The organism is Paraflavitalea soli (assembly GCF_003555545.1).
Classification (GTDB): domain Bacteria; phylum Bacteroidota; class Bacteroidia; order Chitinophagales; family Chitinophagaceae; genus Paraflavitalea; species Paraflavitalea soli.
Map to the genome: position 1 here is coordinate 6,184,694 of NZ_CP032157.1, position 18,409 is coordinate 6,203,102.

Annotated in this window: 17 protein-coding genes; 7 read left to right on the forward strand and 10 right to left on the reverse strand. The window is 47.2% G+C overall.

All coding sequences use genetic code 11. The annotated features are described in order from the left end of the window. Positions 1-5 precede the first annotated feature (5 nt). The 3 genes from D3H65_RS23595 (at position 6) to D3H65_RS23605 (ending at position 2,358) form a co-directional block, all read left to right on the forward strand. A complete protein-coding gene (locus tag D3H65_RS23595; protein WP_119052672.1) occupies positions 6-383 on the forward strand; it encodes a c-type cytochrome in 378 nt (125 codons plus the stop codon). A 289-nt stretch (positions 384-672) separates the two neighbouring features. Then, a complete protein-coding gene (locus D3H65_RS23600) occupies positions 673-1,410 on the forward strand; it encodes a 3-keto-disaccharide hydrolase (protein WP_119052673.1) in 738 nt (245 codons plus the stop codon). A gap of 159 nt (positions 1,411-1,569) precedes the next feature. After that, on the forward strand, positions 1,570-2,358 hold the full coding sequence (locus D3H65_RS23605) for a 3-keto-disaccharide hydrolase (protein ID WP_211345538.1): 789 nt from the start codon (positions 1,570-1,572) through the stop codon (positions 2,356-2,358). A 56-nt stretch (positions 2,359-2,414) separates the two neighbouring features. On the opposite strand, the gene D3H65_RS23610 is transcribed toward D3H65_RS23605, so the two are convergent. From D3H65_RS23610 to D3H65_RS23625, 4 genes are all read right to left on the reverse strand, one after another. Continuing rightward, positions 2,415-3,746, reverse strand: coding sequence for a Gfo/Idh/MocA family protein (locus D3H65_RS23610; protein ID WP_119052674.1), 1,332 nt, complete (start codon positions 3,744-3,746; stop codon positions 2,415-2,417). Between the two features lie 99 nt (positions 3,747-3,845). Beyond that, the gene (locus tag D3H65_RS23615) at positions 3,846-4,715 is read right to left on the reverse strand and encodes a sugar phosphate isomerase/epimerase family protein (protein ID WP_119052675.1); all 870 of its coding nucleotides are present in this window, start codon (positions 4,713-4,715) and stop codon (positions 3,846-3,848) included. 149 nt (positions 4,716-4,864) lie between these two features. Continuing rightward, the gene (locus tag D3H65_RS23620) at positions 4,865-5,536 is read right to left on the reverse strand and encodes a hypothetical protein (RefSeq protein ID WP_119052676.1); all 672 of its coding nucleotides are present in this window, start codon (positions 5,534-5,536) and stop codon (positions 4,865-4,867) included. Next, positions 5,523-6,005 carry an RNA polymerase sigma factor gene (locus D3H65_RS23625; protein WP_262707712.1) on the reverse strand — a complete coding sequence of 161 codons (483 nt, stop codon included), beginning with the start codon at positions 6,003-6,005 and terminating at the stop codon, positions 5,523-5,525. The genes D3H65_RS23620 and D3H65_RS23625 overlap by 14 nt, the downstream gene beginning before the upstream one ends. A gap of 170 nt (positions 6,006-6,175) precedes the next feature. Between D3H65_RS23625 and D3H65_RS23630 the strand changes: the two genes are divergently transcribed. Next, on the forward strand, positions 6,176-6,529 hold the full coding sequence (locus tag D3H65_RS23630) for an arsenate reductase family protein (protein ID WP_119052678.1): 354 nt from the start codon (positions 6,176-6,178) through the stop codon (positions 6,527-6,529). 66 nt (positions 6,530-6,595) lie between these two features. Here the strand turns inward: D3H65_RS23630 and D3H65_RS23635 are convergent, their stop codons facing one another. Beyond that, complete coding sequence (locus D3H65_RS23635) at positions 6,596-7,192, reverse strand: transposase (protein ID WP_119052679.1); 597 nt, start codon at positions 7,190-7,192, stop codon at positions 6,596-6,598. Positions 7,193-7,424: 232 nt separating this feature from the next. Between D3H65_RS23635 and D3H65_RS23645 the strand changes: the two genes are divergently transcribed. Together D3H65_RS23645 and D3H65_RS23650 are read left to right on the forward strand one after the other, a co-directional pair. After that, positions 7,425-8,024, forward strand: a complete 600-nt coding sequence (locus D3H65_RS23645; RefSeq protein ID WP_119052681.1) for a hypothetical protein — start codon at positions 7,425-7,427, stop codon at positions 8,022-8,024. A 334-nt stretch (positions 8,025-8,358) separates the two neighbouring features. After that, positions 8,359-8,712, forward strand: a complete 354-nt coding sequence (locus D3H65_RS23650) for a hypothetical protein (protein ID WP_119052682.1) — start codon at positions 8,359-8,361, stop codon at positions 8,710-8,712. An 81-nt stretch (positions 8,713-8,793) separates the two neighbouring features. On the opposite strand, the gene D3H65_RS23655 is transcribed toward D3H65_RS23650, so the two are convergent. Genes D3H65_RS23655 through D3H65_RS23670 form a run of 4 tightly spaced genes read right to left on the reverse strand, consistent with a single transcriptional unit; the run spans position 8,794 to position 15,169 of the window. Further along, entirely contained in the window at positions 8,794-9,864 is a 1,071-nt protein-coding gene (locus D3H65_RS23655; RefSeq protein WP_119052683.1) for a DUF4421 domain-containing protein, read from the reverse strand. 58 nt (positions 9,865-9,922) lie between these two features. After that, entirely contained in the window at positions 9,923-11,698 is a 1,776-nt protein-coding gene (locus D3H65_RS23660) for a ComEC/Rec2 family competence protein (RefSeq protein ID WP_119052684.1), read from the reverse strand. Between the two features lie 7 nt (positions 11,699-11,705). Further along, positions 11,706-13,865 carry a gluzincin family metallopeptidase gene (locus D3H65_RS23665; RefSeq protein ID WP_119052685.1) on the reverse strand — a complete coding sequence of 720 codons (2,160 nt, stop codon included), beginning with the start codon at positions 13,863-13,865 and terminating at the stop codon, positions 11,706-11,708. Then, entirely contained in the window at positions 13,862-15,169 is a 1,308-nt protein-coding gene (locus D3H65_RS23670; protein ID WP_119052686.1) for a patatin-like phospholipase family protein, read from the reverse strand. The genes D3H65_RS23665 and D3H65_RS23670 overlap by 4 nt, the downstream gene beginning before the upstream one ends. 660 nt (positions 15,170-15,829) lie before the next feature. Between D3H65_RS23670 and D3H65_RS23675 the strand changes: the two genes are divergently transcribed. Beyond that, positions 15,830-16,600 carry a murein L,D-transpeptidase catalytic domain family protein gene (locus D3H65_RS23675; RefSeq protein WP_119052687.1) on the forward strand — a complete coding sequence of 257 codons (771 nt, stop codon included), beginning with the start codon at positions 15,830-15,832 and terminating at the stop codon, positions 16,598-16,600. Positions 16,601-16,654: 54 nt separating this feature from the next. On the opposite strand, the gene D3H65_RS23680 is transcribed toward D3H65_RS23675, so the two are convergent. Next, on the reverse strand, positions 16,655-18,295 hold the full coding sequence (locus tag D3H65_RS23680) for a L,D-transpeptidase family protein (RefSeq protein ID WP_119052688.1): 1,641 nt from the start codon (positions 18,293-18,295) through the stop codon (positions 16,655-16,657). Between the last annotated feature and the right edge of the window lie 114 nt (positions 18,296-18,409).

Below are 18,409 nucleotides of genomic sequence, written 5' to 3' on the forward strand. Positions count from 1 at the left end.
GCACAATGAAAAAGTTGATGATCGCTTTTTTGATCTCCGGTGCCATCGCAAGCTGTGGTGGAGAAGAAAAAAAGCCTGCTGAAGTAAAACAAGAGGAGAAAAAAGCCGACCCTCTGGCTGTTGAGAACCAAAAAGGTCTCGAACTGATCGGCTCCAACGACTGTACCACTTGCCACAAGATCAGCGAAAAAAATATAGGTCCTGCTTATACCGATGTAGCCGCTAAATACGAAGCTACACAAGCCAATATTGACACACTCGTAAACAAGGTGATCAATGGCGGCACAGGCGTTTGGGGCTCCGTACCAATGACCCCGCACCCTGCCCTCAGCAAAGAAGATGCAACAGAGATGGTAAAATACATCCTGGCCCTCAAGAAATAAGGAGCGCCTGGTAACAGATTGTCAAAACAGGTTCTGCCATTGCCTGGTCGTTCAGGTGCCTGGCAGAACCTGTTTCTTTAGAACCCCTTCCTTGTCGTGTCCCATCTTTGTGATGTCACCCCTTCCTTGTCATGTCGACCGCAGGGAGACATCTGCTATCGAAGCAAAACCTGCCCCGCTCCGCGGAAGACCCATCATGTCCTCCTGTTTTCCCCTCCCTCCAATATTTCCCCCACTTTAAATCTGTTGATTCACAAAATTCTCTTACCTTGAACCCAAATTTTTTACAATGCTAAAACGGTTTTGCCTCCTGCTCCTCGTATCCGGCGCCATCGCCTGCAGCTCTTCTAAAAATACTACCAGCACCCCATCCCTCAACACCCTCACCAAAGCGGAAAAAAAGGATGGCTGGAAACTCCTGTTCGATGGTACCACCAAAGCGGGTTGGCATATTTTCAACAACCGTACCGATGGCTCCGCCTGGAAAGTAGAGGATGGCGCCCTCTATTATGATCCCGCCGCCAGAGGCCCCAAAGGCGAGGGCTCAGGTGAGCTCATTACCACCGACTCTTTTGAGAACTTTCACCTGAAAGTAGAATGGAAACTCACAGAAGGCGGCAACAGCGGCATCATTTTCCTCGCCCGGGAAGACCTGAAATACAAATACGCCTACATTACCGGCCCCGAAATGCAGATCATCGACAACGACAAGCACCCCGATGCCAAAAACATCAAGCACCGCGCCGGCGACCTGTACGACTTCATCACCGCCACACCAGAAAACGTTCGTCCGATCGGAGAATGGAACCAGGTGGAAATTGTACTCAATAAAGGCAAGCTTGATCTGTACCAGAATGGCGCCAAGATCGTATCAACCACCATGTGGGATGATAACTGGGCTGCCATGAAAGCCCAAAGCAAGTTCAAAAACACACCCGACTTCAGCGCTTTCCACAAAGGCCATATCGTATTGCAGGACCACGGCAATAAAGTGTTCTTCCGCAACATCAAGGTAAAAGAGCTCTAAAAGGATCAAATCATAAAAGCAAAGAGGCTGTTCCTTTTGCAGGGACAGCCTCTTTGCTTTTGTATAAAATGACTGCCGTTGAAGGCAGTCGGTTAACATTTCATTAGTTAAATTTTAGATACAATCTTGTATCTTGAATGAATAACTAAATCCACATTTATGCGATCCCTGCTTGCTGCATTTATCCTGGCATCAGCTTTTAGCGCCTGCCAGTCAAACGAGAAACCGGCTACAGCCGACGATACCAAAAAAGATACTATGGCCGCAACACCTGCCACTCCTCCGGCAAATAACAGCCTCACCGCTGCCGAACAGGCCGACGGATGGCAGCTGCTTTTTGACGGCACCTCCAAGAAGAACTGGCATGTATTCAAAAACCTGTCCGATGGCTCCGCCTGGAAAGTAGTAGATGGCACCCTCCACCTCGATCCTGCCCAGCGCAAGGACGATAAGACAGTAGGCGGCGGTGATATCGTTACCGATGAAGAGTACGACAACTTCCACCTGAAAGTAGAATGGAAACTCGATTCCAACGGCAACAGCGGCATCATGTTCTATGTGAAAGAAGACCCTAAGATCGAAAAGACATACCATACAGGTCCCGAAATGCAGGTACTCGACAATGCCGGCCACAAAGACGGTAAGATCAATAAACACCACGCCGGCGATCTCTACGACCTCATTTCCAGCTCACCCGAAACAGTAAGGCCCGTAGGCCAATGGAACGAGGCCGAGATCATCGCCAAAGACAGCACCCTGGAGTTCTACCTCAACGGCGCCAAAGTAGTAAGCACCAAAATGTGGGATGATAACTGGCGCAAAATGATCGCAGGCAGCAAATTCAAAGAATGGCCCACCTTCGGCACCTTCAAAAGTGGCCGCATCGCCCTCCAGGACCATGGCGATCCCGTATGGTACCGCAACATCAGGATCAAAAGATTGAAGTAATAAAAAAGGGTGAGCTGCCTTCTAAAGACAGCTCACCCTTTTCATATGCTTTTCAATTATACCTTCGGCAGCTTATACCCATTATGGTATTCCTTCACCAGGTAGTCTTTGTTCACTTTATTGTCTGTAAAAGCCCCCTTGGCAGTATCCCAGGTCAACTTCTGACCCGTACGGAAAGCTATATTGCCCATCTGTGCTACCGTAGCCACATGAGCGCCATCCTGGATAGAACAATGCAGGTCCGCCATCTTCCTTGATTTCACCACCCCCACAAAATTCTCCCAATGCTTTTCCAACCCATTATCAGAAGCTTTTACCAGTGGTTTTGACACCTTACTCTTACTTTGCTTTTCCTCGATCACTTCCCATCCACCCCGGTCCAGCACCAGCGTGCCGTTGTTGCCAATAAAGGCAATGCCATGCGTACGGCCATAAGAACCATTATCGATGCCCATCGCAGAATCCCACACCAGGTTAAACCCATCAAACTCATATAAGGTCGTAAGCGTATCAGGTGTCTCTTCATAAAGATCAGGATAGGCAAACTTGCCACCCAGCGCTGCAATCGTTTTAGGCGTGGGCGCCTTCATGCCCAGCAGTGCATAATCCAGCAGGTGCACACCCCAATCCGTCATCAGGCCGCCGGCATAATCCCAGAACCAGCGAAAATGAAAGTGAAAACGGCTCGCATTAAAAGGTCTGGTAGGAGCGGGGCCTAGCCAGGCCGCATAATCTACGCCCGCAGGTGGCGCGCTATCTGGCCGTACAGGCTCGGGATGCATCCACCCCTGGTAACACCAAACTTTCGCTGTGCGGATATTGCCCAGTTGTCCGCTGTGTACAAAATCAACAGCATCCCGGAAGTGCTGCTGGCTGCGTTGCCACTGGCCGGCCTGCACTACTTTGTTATACCGTTGTTGCGCAGCTACCATCGTCCTGCATTCTATAATTGAATTGCCTACCGGCTTTTCCACATACACATCCTTGCCTGCTTCACAGGCATGGATCATTTGCAGCGCATGCCAGTGATCCGGCGTACCGATGATCACCACATCAATATCTTTTTGCTCCAGCAGCTTGCGGTAATCCGTATACACACTCACTTTGGACACATCCACCTTCATTTTCGCCAGGTCAGCCTTGCGCTTGTCCAATACATTATTGTCTACATCACAGATCGCTACCAGGTTTACCCCCGGTACCTTGAGCGCTGCATTTACATTGGCCCATCCCATCCCATTGATGCCGATAGCTCCAACGTTGAGCTGGTCCGACGGTGAAATACGATTCTTGAATATGGAAAAAGTGCTGTTGTCAAAAGAAGACAGTACAGTAGCGCCCGTTACCAGGGCAGCTGTTTGCTGCAGAAACTTTCTGCGATGGCTCATGATCGTTGTGTTTTAATTAAAAAGGGAGGTTTACAAATTAACTCTGTAGGTAGACCTGCTCAAAGGTGGGTCGCCTTCCAAAGGCGGCTCACCTGCTTGCTACAATATATTCGCGTTCAAATAACCAATACTCTTGGCAATACTATCAAAAGGAGAACCCGGACATTCATCCTGCTCTACAAAGAAGTATTTCATTCCACTCAGCCTGGCATTCTTAAAGATCGGCTTGAAGTCGATCACTCCGCTGCCCACTTCAGTAAAGAACTTCTTAGGCGTATTGTCCATATCCTTGATATGCCACATCACAAACCGGCCCGGATGCTGTTGGAACAATTTTACGGGATCATGTCCCGCTTTTACTGCCCAATAAAGATCCAGTTCAAAGTGTACCAGTTTGCTGTCTGTATTTTTGGTGAGGATGTCAAAACCAGTTTGCCCGTCTACCGTGGCAAATTCAAAATCGTGATTGTGGTAGGCCAGCTTCATCCCGCCTGATTTGGCCATGCCGCCTGCCTTGTTCAGCCCTTCGGCGATCTTTTTGTAGTTATCGGCACTATTGCGGTAGGTTTCTTCCAGCCAGGGGATCGTTATGAACTCCTGTCCCAGCGTTTTGGAATCCTCCACCGCCTTTTTCCATTCATCTTCCCAACCGCCTTTCAGGAAAAAGCTGCCGGGATACGTGTGGCCGCTGGGAGAGCTAAGCCCATTGTTCTTTAAAATGGTTGATAATTCAGCAGGCGAGAGGTTAAACCACTTGCGGTTACCATAGCCAAATGTTTCCACTTGCTTATAGCCCAGTTGCGCCACTTTTTCAAGGGTGCCTTTGGGGTCTTTGCCAATCTGATTGCGGAGGGTGTATAGCTGTACGCCTACAGGCTTTTTCTTCTTGAAAAGGTCTTCTTTATCCAGGAAAAAGCCAGCGGCTAGCAGAGAAGATTGTTTGATAAAATCGCGACGGGTAGCAGGCATCGTAAATAAATTAGATGCTCAAATTACTAAAAAATACCACGTCCTTTGAAAGCAATACTAATTTAACAAGGAGCTTGTTAAATTAACACCATCAATACCTCAGAAATCCTGGCAACTCAACAGGCAAGCGCTTACCGTCAAAATGACACTTACACTTCTTCGTCCATTTGATTCAATAAGTTCTTCAACTTATTGATATGCCTGCCATATAGCTTATTGGAATACCATACATTCAGAAAATAACTACCAATAGCCAGGGCTACACCCGATACCGTAAACAATACAAAATAGTCGTGCCCCGTAATATGCGTGAACATAGGAGGGATCTTTTCTGTAGAGCGCGGAGGTGTTTTAAACAATACGATCACGCCGGCTACAAAATAAGCGGCAGGGGTAAGCACAGTGCCAGACACAAAATAAAAACGTACGTATTTTTCAAGCGTATGCAGCCGTTGCTCCAGGTTGGCCTTCACCTCATAATCCACCCGCTGCATTTCCTTCAGCAGCTTATTCTTACGGAAATAATAGACCACGAAGGATGCGCCAATGATACCCAGCAAAACCGCAATTTCCCAATATTGCCCTTTCCAGGCCGTGATATAATACCACATCGTAATGGAATACAGCACCACGATCACGATCGTTTCTGTGGCCAGGTTACGCTTAATCTTTGCAATTGGGTTCTGAGAACGCTTCCGTAAAATGGCCGCAATCTCTTCCTCATGACTGGTCACAGCAGGCACTATCCCCTCCCTCTTGGCAGGATGGAAATCCTTCTCGTCCAGGTCCTTCCAGATCTCTTTGAGGTTATCCAAATCCATGTTCTACAACTTTAGTGAGTTTACGTAATTTTTCCTTTATCCGGTTCATCTTTACCCGCAGGTTATTCTGATTAATACCCAATATCTCCTCCATTTCATCGTAACTTTTATCCTCCAGGTACAACATCACAATACCCCGCTCTATCTCAGGAAGCTGGTGAATTGCCCGGTATAACTGCTGTAATTTTTCTTCTTTGTCCTTATTGTATTGAATATCCTGGATCTCAGTCGGCAGCTGGTCTGGTTCCACACTTTGAATATGCTTCTTTTGCTTACGAAGGTCTGAGATCGCTGTATTGAGCGCAATACGATAGAGCCAGGTACCAAACTTAGAGTCGCCCCGGAATCGTGGATAGGCTTTCCACAACTGGATCACGATCTCCTGGAAAAGGTCCTGTTTATCATACTCCGATGAACAATACAGGTTACATACCTTGTACAACATACCCCGGTGTTGATTTACCAACACTATAAATTCATTTTGGTCAGGCCTGGACTGCAAACTTGGGTGGTTTTAACGAAAAGATACTAATTGGTCGGCGAATGTCGGAAATTATTACAGTTGGAACATCCGTTTTAACCAAAACATAGGTATAACTATTCAAGATCAATGCTTTAAATTGCGCTTTTCTTACTATTATGAAGAAGTTTTACCACCTCGGAACCTGCACCACCTGCCAGGCCATTATTAAGGAAACCGGCATAGACAAGGCAGGATTTACCATGCAGGACATCAAGACCGAAAAGATCACCCCCGCCCAGCTCGACGAAATGAAGAAAATGGCTGGTAGCTATGAAGCCCTGTTTAGCCGCCGGGCCCTTAAATACAAGGAAATGGGCTTGAAGGACAAGCAATTGACCGAAAAAGATTTCCGCGATCTCATCCTGGAAGAGTACACCTTTCTCAAGCGCCCCGTCGCCATCCTTAAAGACAAAATCTTTGTGGGAAATGATAAGAAGACCGTGCAGGCATTAAAAGAAGCTATTAAATAGTCCCATCCGGTCATAAGTGGCCTTTTGCTCGCAGCTCAAAGCTCGTCGCTGTGTTCCACTCGCCATTCACGGCCTCCCCTTCACCACCCCTTTGATGAGCCCCTCCATGTCAATGACCGTCACATGCACCGGACCCTTTCGCCCCGCATAATCGCCGGCCGAACTGAACAGGTAATCCTCCGGCAGCAGTACGATCTTATCCCGTACCGGGTTTTCATGGATATAGCTCAGGTACTCTTTTACTTTCATCGGCTGCTTAAAGTCCAGGAACTCCGGATTGCTGCAGCTTTGCCATACCTGGTATTTCTCGATCTTCTTCAGGCTTTGACTAAAATGTTCAAACCGGCTCAGCATCCAGTTACGGCGCAGTTCCTGTTCCATTTCCATAGCCTCTAAAATATGGGTGGTGGTCATTCGTTTGAAATCCCGCTCGATCATAGACAACCCCGTGCCGTCTTTGGCTTGCAACAGTAAATGCACGTGATTGGTCATGAGGCACCAGGCATACACCGTAAGACTCCTGGTAGTGATGAGATCATTCAGCGTATTGGCAATAATACGCTTGTAAACGGGCTTAATAAACACGTCTACCCAGTCTACTGTATTAAAGGTAATATAGTGACAGGCATGCTGGTTGGTTACACTGTTTTTGTCCTCCTTCATAATACCCTCCCTTTTTCAAACAATGGATCCGTGATAACCAGTTAGAATTGCGTCTATAAAATTACAAATACCATTCCGTTCCACACTTGTTTTAGCACAGAAAAACCGATCCTTAACCTTCCTGCCCCTTTTGGGGTGCATATTCAACAATTCACATGTTTGTGCGATTGCCCCGCCCTGCTTTATCCAATAGGTTTGCATATAATTTAACAAACCAACCTGGATATCAGCCATGAAAAGTTTAAGCATATTCGTGTTAGCCATCACATTACTGGCTGCCACCGTCACCAACATTTTTGAAGACCTCAGTGTCACCGAAGATGATGCCAAAGAAAACGTCATCGCCTCCTTTGGCGGTGGTTTTATTTCTACTTCTTACGAGGTGATTAAGAAAGCCAAATCCTTACCGGATGAATTGCAGGTGGCCGGCACCCGTCAATTGATCCGCTTTGCCAAAGAGTATTCCAAAACAAGCGATTTCCAGAAGAAATATACAAAGTGGAGGAATGAACGCCTGGGCTATAAGAAAAAGAAACTCGGCATTCCCAATCCCATGAAGATGATCGACAATGCCATCGACAAACAACTCAACAAAGCCGATGATGAAAAGAGATTCCCTGCTGATGCCAAAGAGCTCATCAAACAAAGGCTGAAAGAATTCCTCACTATTTCAGCAACAGTCGATTTCGATGCCAAACTCAATGGCAGCATGTTTGCCAATCCCGCCTATGAAGCCAAAGATGGCCAATGGAAGATGTGTTTCCGTGCCGGCAAAAGCGTAGTAGAAGCCGCCCGCGAAGAAGCCCAGGCCTGGCTCAAAGAATTGGAATAAATTGTCACGCTGAGCTTGTCGAAGCGCTTTCTTGTCAAGTAGGTTTTATTAATCCCTTACAATAATCAACAGTCACTTGCGTGTAGAACAAGGGTGGGTCGCCTTTCAAAGGCGGCTCACCCTTTTCGTTTTTATTATTCGAATGCCATCCCCCTGGCAACAATCAACCACTTCCATCGACCAACACCTTTCGTCGACAATTTTCTGGTTAACACACCCTTTTTAGTACATCCGTCAAACAACTACCATAGTTGATCCACTTTGTGTTTTCTCTGCCTTCATGAACTATAATTTTAGGAGTGCTACAAGTATTTCTAAAGTATAATTATTAGCCATGAAGAAGTGTTTGAATTTATTGGTACTTACCTGTTTACTCATGGGCAGTACCGCTGCGTTTGCGCAGAACGAAGAGGATACCCCTGCACCCGCTACTCCACGCTGGGTTTCTGAAAAAGGATATTGGGTCGTTGAGTCCAATGTACATGTACCGAAACAATACACCGTCCGGTTTTACAACAACGACCAGGTGATGGTGTACAAAGAAGAAGTGCAGGGTGTCGTGTTAAAACTGCAAAGAAGAAGAGTGAAAATGAACCTCAAAAAAGTATTGGAAACTGCCGTGCTGGCCTGGGAAAAACAACGGCAGACAAAAGAAAATGAAGGATGGGTCTATAATGCCATTCAGTAAAAAATAAAAATGATGACGATTCTCATATATGCATGTTGTCATTACCTCCTCCTGTTCTCCGGAGGAGGTTCTTTATTCCCTTTACTGCTTCGACTCAAAGAATTTTAATTTACGCTTGAGCGAAGGCCCCGGCATAAACCGGTAAGCCGCATTGAGCCTCACATTTCCCGTCCGTATAGCATATTCTCCACTTTTTCCCTTCGTTTGTACCGTGCTATTCACCCATATAATGCTCACATTCGTACGGTCACTATTATAACCAATACCTATGCGGGTAAGTACATCCGGGCTGATAGACGCTTTGTGTTCCGGGTTATCATTCCGCCATTGCTTCTGAAAGCTGATCGGAAAGCTTACTGTTATACCACCAGTGGCATAAAAATGCTCCTTCCACACCCAGGTATAGGCATATCCGATACCAGGACCAATATCAAAATAGCGCGTTTTTGTTACTCCCGCCTGGCTAAACTCATTCGCCAAAGCGCCCGGCACAAATGCACTATCTCCTTTGTTTTGCCCATAATAGAATTCACCTCCAAATAAAAAACTGCCGGCTGATCTTTTCTGCCACTCATTCTGCAACGTGGCCGATCGCAAAGAAAACTTTTTCCAGTTGTAGATAAAGTAAGCGGCAGCACCAAAGTGTCGCATTTTTATATCCGGCCTTAAATACCACTCTTTATCGTTTTGCGGTACGATCCTTTTAGGATAAGCATAAAAGCCCCGGTACAGTTGACCAAAAAGGTCAATGCTCATTTTGCGCGTATAAATATGTGATTGCAGGTCCAGGTAGCGTGTTTTACCCTTCGCATCATCTGCCCGGTTCAGAAAATCAAAACCATAAGCCAGGTTTAGCGTAAACCAGCCATAAGTAGCGCCCACCCCAAAGTTGAGCGTCGTATTGGGGCGATACTCCAGGTCCCTGCCCTTGTCCGCTCCGCGGATACGTAGTGCCGTATATTTCTGGGAAAAGTATACCCGGGAAGTTACCAGGTCAGTATAAGATTCATAATAGTCCCGGTCAAACTTTTTGGCTGTATCAGACTGGGCAAAGCCCTCCGGGGAAAAGAAAGCGCAAAATAGAGCAGTCAGTGCTGTCCATTGTATTACCCGGCTGCCATTGCTATTTTGATCTCCTGCCTGTAGTTGCATAAGTCCGCAATATCCTTGTTTTAGGTGAAATATAAGGAGTATATGCAATATTGTTGCCTTATCCTTTCACCAGGTACTCCCAAAACAAGGGGCGCTTTATACCCTCCTCTGTAGTAATAAGAATATCAGATTCACTCACGCAGCTATTAAAGTCATCCAATTGCTGTTTATTGGGCTTGGCCCCTTCCGGCAGGTCTTTTGCTCCATTGGCCAATATGCTGCCTTTATCAAGCCGTATAATACGGCTCTTCGTCTTTTCCTGCAGTCGCTTGTAGAGGTCTTCCGCAGGCATCTTCCAGCCTTTTTTGCCCTGCTTTTTGGCTACCGCCTCATCCACCGGTATCATCGCTACCAGGTCCTCGCTCGTCATTAATTCCAGCCCATGCTTCCGGGCCGTCGCATTATGGCTGGCATGATGCCCCACCTTATAAAATACCGTACGCTTTAGTAATTCCTCTGCCGTGATCGTTTTTTGCTGACCCTTTTTCATGACCTGCCATTTCAAACGAGGCTCCGGGTTTTTGTCATCCACAGCCTCCGTCCAGCTAAGCCAGTTTCCGATCTGCGCATCTGCCGGAAACAACAATACCTTGTCACTATCCTCCAGCTCAATAGCGATCACCAGGCTCGTATTGTTGGTATACGAATCCAGGTTCAGCGCCAGCGCTCCTGCATTGTGCAGCCAGTCATTTTCAATACTGCGCCAGTCGTGGTCCTTATTGTAATACAGGTTCCATACACCCTCCGGATCCTCCTGCTCACCCTTCATAGGCCCTTGCCAGCGGTAGCGCTTGTGAAAAGGCGATAGGGCTTCATTGCTTTCCTCATCTTCCTCACTCGTCAGTGCCACAAAGAAATTGTCAGAAAGTCCCATCTCCGTCAAATACATTTCAATGTGCTCCGAATCTTCCATCACCCGCAGCTTGTCATAATCCTTGGGAGGCCCCAGGAAATAGAAATTAATACCCGGCAATCCCGTGGTTTTAGCATCAGCCTGTTCCCCGGGATTCCAAAAACTAATATCAGGATTACCATTCGTCCGGCTACGGTTGATAAAATAACCCATCGCATCTTTCATCGTAAGCCCCAGTTCCGCGCCATTGGCAGCCAGGCCAGCTACATCTTCCGCACTGATATCAAAAAAGCCCAGTATCTGCTGCAGCGCTGTCGCATAGCGCTGTTGCGCAGCATAATAATCCGAACCCTGGTATTCCTTATTCATCATCGTACGGTGCTCCGCCTGCTGTATAGAGGAATTGTATAATTGCAAAGCCTTCGCCAGCGCCTTTTTCTTTTTGTCCTGCTTCTGCTTCAATTGTATCGCCAGGTCATCTCCATTGCTGCCGGTGTTTTCTGTCCAGGCCAGCCATACCCTGTCTACCTTAATGGCATCCCACAGCAGGTTCTTATTTTTATCCCGCAGGTTGAACCCCGATATATGGTCCTTGTGCTCATGTGTCTGTACTACCAGGTCCAGCCTGCCGCCACAGTCCGTTTTGATATGGTCGATCACCTGCCGCAACCGGTCCGTATCGCCCGTAAGCATACCACAGTCGATCAGCATCCGGTACACCGGCTTTTCCTTACTCAAAAAAGTGAGCAGGAAACAATCCCCAAATCCATGCGCATACATGCGTACAGATACACTGTCGGCCTTCGCCGTCGCTCCGCCGGTTACTGGTGCGGTTGCTGCAGGCGCAGCTTTCTTCACCGGCTTCTTATCTACTTTGCCGGTAGCCTTACTTGCACTTGCTGAGGAGGCAGCTTGTTTTACCCCTTTCGAAGCAGCCTTCTTAGGTGCAGCTTTCCGCGTAGTTTTTTTTACAGCAGCCATAAGCCCATTATAGAATTTTATGGATAATGGCAAATGGCTCTGCTTCCAGGTTGCCATAAGCCGTACCGAAATAAGTAGCGTTCAGCGAAAAATCATTATTGTTGAAAAGCATGCGGTATTGCCGCTTCATCCGCTCTTTATCATTAATATCCTTCTTGATGATATACTTCAACTTCACATTGTCTTTGCTCGAAGCATAGTTCAGATCAAAGATCAGCGTACATCCTCCCCTGAAAACAAACCAGCCCTTCGGCAACACCTTTTCACTGCCTTCTCCCGTAAGCCCTTCCGTTTTCCCGGGATAGGGCTGCTTCGTGGGAAGCGAACTCGATTTTTCCGGCAGCGCATACCATCCGTTTTCAGGGTTATCAGCTACAAAGAAACCTTTCACCTCCACATTGCCATACTGATCCGTGTCGCACACCACTCCCCGCCGCTGCGTGAGCGTTACCAGTATTTGGTTCAATACATTGCCACTGGGCCCTACCCGGCTGGCCAGTTTTAGATTGTGTACTTCCAGCTTGGGCGCCCCCATCGTATTTTTTGCTTCTGACCGACCGATACCCTGGTAATCGATCAGCCTTTCATCCAGTAACAAGCCCGTCAGTTGGCTGAATTGTTCAACTGCCTTCGCCCCCATGAACTTTACATTCAAACGCTGGTGAAGCCCCATAATACTTTGGGCACCTTTCTTCCCTGTAGACTTAGACTTGTCACCCTCCGTATCAGGGTCACCAATATAACCACCAGTGATAAATACCTTGGTAAGGCGATACAGGTCTTCCCGGTTCGTGATATAACTGATCTTTTCTTTGAATAATTTGAAGAACTCGAGCAGGTTCGTAAACTGGTCTTCAAATGCATCCAGCTCATCATCCACCTTGCACAGCAGGCTTTCCACACTCATGTTCTTTACATTGTCCGGGAAAATACCCCGCCGCTGGAAAGCTTCTATGATGGCAATGCGGTAATCCAAATTGTCCTCTTCCACCAGGTCATAATCCGAAGTGATCATGGCCCGCAGGTAATCCCCAAAATTGATATCCATCGGCGGACAATAATCCAGCGCCCGGATACATATTTTCAATACCTGCCCCGCTGTTTTGCTCGCCTCCTGCGCCATCCGGTTCACCAGGTCCGGATGCAGTGAACCCGGCGACAACATCCCCGTACCGCCTGTGGCAATACGCAGCAGGTCCGCCACCCGGCGCCGGTAAATATTACTGAATATGTCAAAGATCGTAGCCACCAGGATCGAGCCGCGCTCATGCGGTTCTACGATCTTCTGGTAATCCATAGGGTCGGGCGCCAATGGCTGCCACTTACCCGTTTCATCATCCACCGTTCCCAGCGCATCCCGCAGGCTGCCGTAATGCCCAATGGCTTTTCCAAACTCCTGCGCCAGCTGCCCCAGCAGGTTCTGGCTGGCCAGGTCGCCCCGCGTACGCGCTATCTGATCCTTCAATACTTCCGGGAAGGTAAAGTGCTGGAACAAGGCTACAATATCCGCAAAGGCCTCGTGGAAGGCCAGCGAATCAGGGTGTGTGGCTTCAATATACCGGCGGTGCATGCCATCCAGCAGCGCATGGGTTATTTCATGCGCTACAATATCATGACTCAGGCAGGTAAACACCGTACCCCCGGGCATCATTAAACTGGGCGTGTCAGGCGCTGCACTGAAATAGCCAAACAACAATGCCTTCTTCTGCGGACTGTAATACGCATTGGCCTCCCGCAATGCATGTGGATAGATCCGCAGCCGCTGTACATAGCCCGCCGCATAACCACTTTTATCCCGGTATGGGCTCCACAATATCTTACGCCCCAGTGCCCGCTCAAAATTCTTAATCGTGATCATCGCCACTGCATACACCATCTGCTGGTGAAACTGCGGATTACTCTCTGCCGGGTCAAGCCCATCCTGTGCCAGCGTATAAGGATCATCCAGGTTTACCGGCTTATAGAAACAACCGCTGGAAGGGTCAAAATCCACGACTTCGATGTATTCTCCCACCGGTCCCGGTTTCAGCGTTTCCCAGGGCACTTTGTAAACAATGTTATTGATAATGCTCGTGTCCAGCTTAAGGGACAGAGAGGGATCAAAAGTAAAAGCCCGCAACTTTCGGAAGGCAGGCTTTATAGTAGTAATATTGGCACAGTCTTTCATGACGGTTGCGTTAATGTAGGACAGTACAGCCTTACCTGCAATTCAGTAAGGTTGGCTGCTTGTATAGCAAGGTAAGTAAGTTCTTCCTTAGATAAAGGGGTCAGGTTTGTCCCTACGTTCCGGGCTATCGTTAATTGTGGTGGTTTGAGGTTACTTTGCAGGATCACCTTATAATTTACCTCGTTTTCCAGGTAGGTAGTAAGCTCTTTCCGGTACCGGGCCGGATCCGCCACCCATTCCGGCTTGAACTGGTGCGCTTCAATCACTTCCTCCGTGATCTTTCCTTTCGCCAGGTTGTCAATAAAACCAGGAATGCATTGCTCCAGGTTCCATCCCAATGACAAATAAGCCATCTGACGGCCGGCATTCGCAGCATTATCATAAATGTCCTGCACCATTTGAAAGTTTTTGATGCGTGCCATAAACACATCCATCGTCCGGATCAATAACACCAGCAGGTTATTAAAGGAGCCCTCGAAAGGCAGCTTATTGCCCGCATCACTGGTGATAACAATATCGCAGGCATACAGGCTGCCTTTTTGAGTAAGCTTTTGAATACCCTGGTTATCATACACGCCACCGTCTACCAGTTGAGGCTCCACGCGCAGCATATCGGCCGGCGTTTCAAAATACACCTGGTCAATATGCACCGGTGTAAAAGCAAAAGGAACACAGGAAGAGGCCATCACTGCCCGGGCTACCGGGAATTCATCCTGCTTAAAACGAACAGGCGGATCCAGGAATGCATAAGAGGAATCTTCCATCTTCAGCCGGGAAAATGTAAAGGGCCTGGCCGTTTGAAGGTTCGTAGAACCAATAGCCAATAAAGGTTTATTGGTTAACTGCGAAAGCGTAGCATTGTTGTAGAAGAATTTGTTATAGGCTTTCTCTATTTCTTTACTCACCGGGAAAATGGCAAACTGGAAACGAACAAACAAATACAACAGCAATCCAATCAAAATAAGGGACAGCCAGGCGTACGGTGTGAACAGTACATAGACAGCTGGCACAAGAAATACCAGCAAAAACAGCAAGGTCCTGATAAATGTAAAGGAAAGAAATACTTGTCTGATTACGTTCTTATGGCCAAGGGCCTCCAGCATATGCTTCTCAAAGGCCTCAAAATCTTTATTATTCAAACAATAATAAGCACCTGTTATTGAACCTCCCGATATGGTAGACATTACATCTACCTGCTGTAAAACCCCCATCTCATGCAGCTTCCGCAGTGTACCCAGGTGAAACGCAGCAGCCCTGTATCCCCCACCTGATAAGGATAACCCCAGCTTTTTTTCAGCAGTCATAATGTTTGTTTACAGTTATGTTTTAAGGACAATAGGTAAGCAGCGTAAGGGAACCAAACAGTTATGCTAAACTGGCGCTTTTTTAAAACACCGACAATAGTATAAGTACTTAATCTTTAAACCACTAAATACCACAAATGAGTTACCGGCAGAGAATTGAAAGTGTATTATGGCATGATGTGCAGCAGGGGAAATAATCTAAAAGCGAAAAGTGCGCTCCGTAGGGAACACACTTTTCATGAACGCTTATTCCTTTGTGTTTATCATCTATCCTGTTAGAGATAGTCGACCTTACTTTCCAGGAAATCGTCGTTCGTTTGTACTATATACAGTATAAAATTCATGCCACAAATGATGTCTGAAGACAATGGCTGTATATCAGCCCTTTAAAAGACAGCCCAAAATAATGCAAACTGATTTGTGTGAACATTCCACATAATGAACGCCCAATTGTAGAATTAATGCCCGCATCCGCCCATTAAGCCACCACATCCGGTGATATCCACATAACTGGGTGGCTGCTAATGATAATTACTTAGCGATCATAAGGCCATCTTGTTAAAATTCTTTTAATGGGCCAGCCCGGCGAACCAATCGGCGCCTGAGAGCGTCTATAAGGTTCGTTACTATTTTTTATCATGTAAAAAGAGGAAAAGATTCATGCAGCCGAAAGTAAAACCTTTTATATTCTCACTTGTATTGATCGGGTGTGTATCAGCAGTATTGGGGATGACCGTGCTTTCAGAAGCCCCCGTCAAACATACAGCTCCTGTTTCGGCTCCGGCGCCAGTAAGTAAAACAGTATTGTACGATAGCCTGCGCCTCGATACATTGGCCCTTTCCCGGGAAGCCTATTTATACGCCATGGAGGGATATAAGAACCTGCAGGACGCCGGCGAGATACACAACCCACGTTTCCTTACCATTGTAGATTTCAGCCTGCCTTCTTCAAAGAAGCGATTGTTCATCATAGATATGGAAAGTAATAAACTGGTATTTAATACCTATGTATCCCACGGCAGGAATTCAGGAACCGATATGGCCACCCGCTTTTCCAACAGACCCGAAAGTTTTCAAAGCAGCCTCGGCTTTTATGTGACTGGCAATACTTACAGAGGGCACAACGGTTATTCCCTGCGCCTCGAAGGAATGGAAGAAGGCATTAATGACAATGCCCTGGAACGCGCCATCGTTATTCATGGTTCCGCCTATGTGAACGAACGTATGGTCAATGCGAAAGGGTATATTGGTCGCAGCCTGGGATGTCCCGCCGTTCCATCTGCTTTGGCTAAATCCATCATCAACACCATCAGGGATGGCAGCTGTTTATTCATCTATGGGAACGATAGCAACTACCTGGCCCTGTCAAAAATATTATACAAAACGAATCCCCTCTTGACCGATACCATGTTGGCAGATACCATGGGTTAACCCTGGTACCCTGCCTCGTGGTTTCTATTGCTTGCCGCTTTCCCACTCGTTGCCTTAGTGCCTTGTTGCCTTTGCTACTGCCAGTGTTTCCCCCGCATTGACTGATGCAAACATCTTTTTGGCCAGCCTTTCATCATGTCCATAAATATCTTCCCTGAATTGTAACTGGTTATTCTCATCCACCCAGGCCGTATAATAATAGATCAATACCGGCACCGGGTCCTTTACACGCACATACTTTTCTTTGCCGCTATTCATGGCGCTGTCTATTTTGGCAGGCGTCCACTCAGGTTGATCTACCAGCAGGTACTCTGCCAGTTTTACCGGTTCACGCAACCGTATACAACCATGACTAAAAGCCCGCTTGTCCTTATTGAACAGCTCTTTGAAGGGCGTATCATGGAAATAGATATTGAAGCGGTTAGGGAACAGGAACTTTATTTTCCCCAACTGGTTTTTATCTCCGGGCAGCTGCCGTATCACCGGTACTCCATCTTCCTCACCCGTAACCTCCATATTGTTTTCAGCCAGATAATGGCTGTTTTTTTCTATCTGGGGTAGTACTTCCTTCTTAACGATATTTTCCGGCAGGTTCCAGTAAGGGCTGAATACCACCTGGTTCAGGTTGCCCGAAAACATCACCGTACTATGCCCTTCTTTTCCTACCACAATATCCATATTGAACAACTGCTTGCTGCCATCCTGCACGTAGAGTTTGAAAGCAGGGATATTCACCCATATAAGGCTTCCGCTGGGCTCTGCCGGCATCCAGCGCATGCGTTCCAGGTTGACCAGTAATTGTTCTATACGCTTTGTCACAGGTACATTGAGCTCTTTGATCAGCATAGGCGTTACAACGCCATCTGCAGTAAAGCCATAACCCGATTGCGCCCCTTTCACTGCCGTGATCAATTGATCGTTGAAAACTGCACTGGTATCGCTGGCCGGCAATTGTCCCGTAGCCTGTAGCCTCTTTTTGATCAATACTACCGCAGTATCTATACTCCCCTTTTTTAATTTCTTCCTGGATGCAGGTATGGTTGCCCAACCCCCTTTCCGTTCGATAGCTACATAAGTAGCCAATTGTTGTTTTAATGCTTTGTAGTTTTTATTGGGAGATTCGTTATCATCCAGTACAGCCCGGGCCATTTCCATCACCGGGTATTTTCTGGAAGGCACCAATTGAGCCAGCGCAGCAGTGCGCGCTTTGTCGCCACTGTAGTGTTCCCACACATAATTTACGTATCGCCAGGTAAGCAGGAGTTCTGTTTTGCGGATGTCGGCATTGGAGGCTGTTACCCGCAGGCTGTCATTGGCCATCAGACCTTCCAGTCTGCGGTCCAGCCTTTTTTCGGTAGTACCGCTGTCCTTTGTATAATCATATAAATTCCGGAATGCCAATGCCTGTTCCGTAAGCCCATCACTGGCAAACCAGGCATACTGGTAGTTACGCGCATTGTAGAAGTTGCGCATACCCGTACTGACCGTATCATTCAGCTTTTGTTCAGCTATAAATGATTCCATACTTGCACTGTCCAGGAACACATCACTATAGGAATCGGCCTTGCTAATGCTTACATTACGGGGTATAAGGTTGCTGTTTCCTTTAGCTGTGTCACCTCCCTGCCGGGATTCATTATTACAGGCGGTGACCAGAAAAGCAGCAACGGCGATTAAAACGAGTATTCTGTGCATATCGCCCAACCTTCAAAACCTGTGCCCGCAGGGGTTAGGATATGATTTACAGTAACATAGGCGAAGTGGGATGGGGTGCCCCTGCTACATAAAAAGAACTTCCCTAATTTGCGG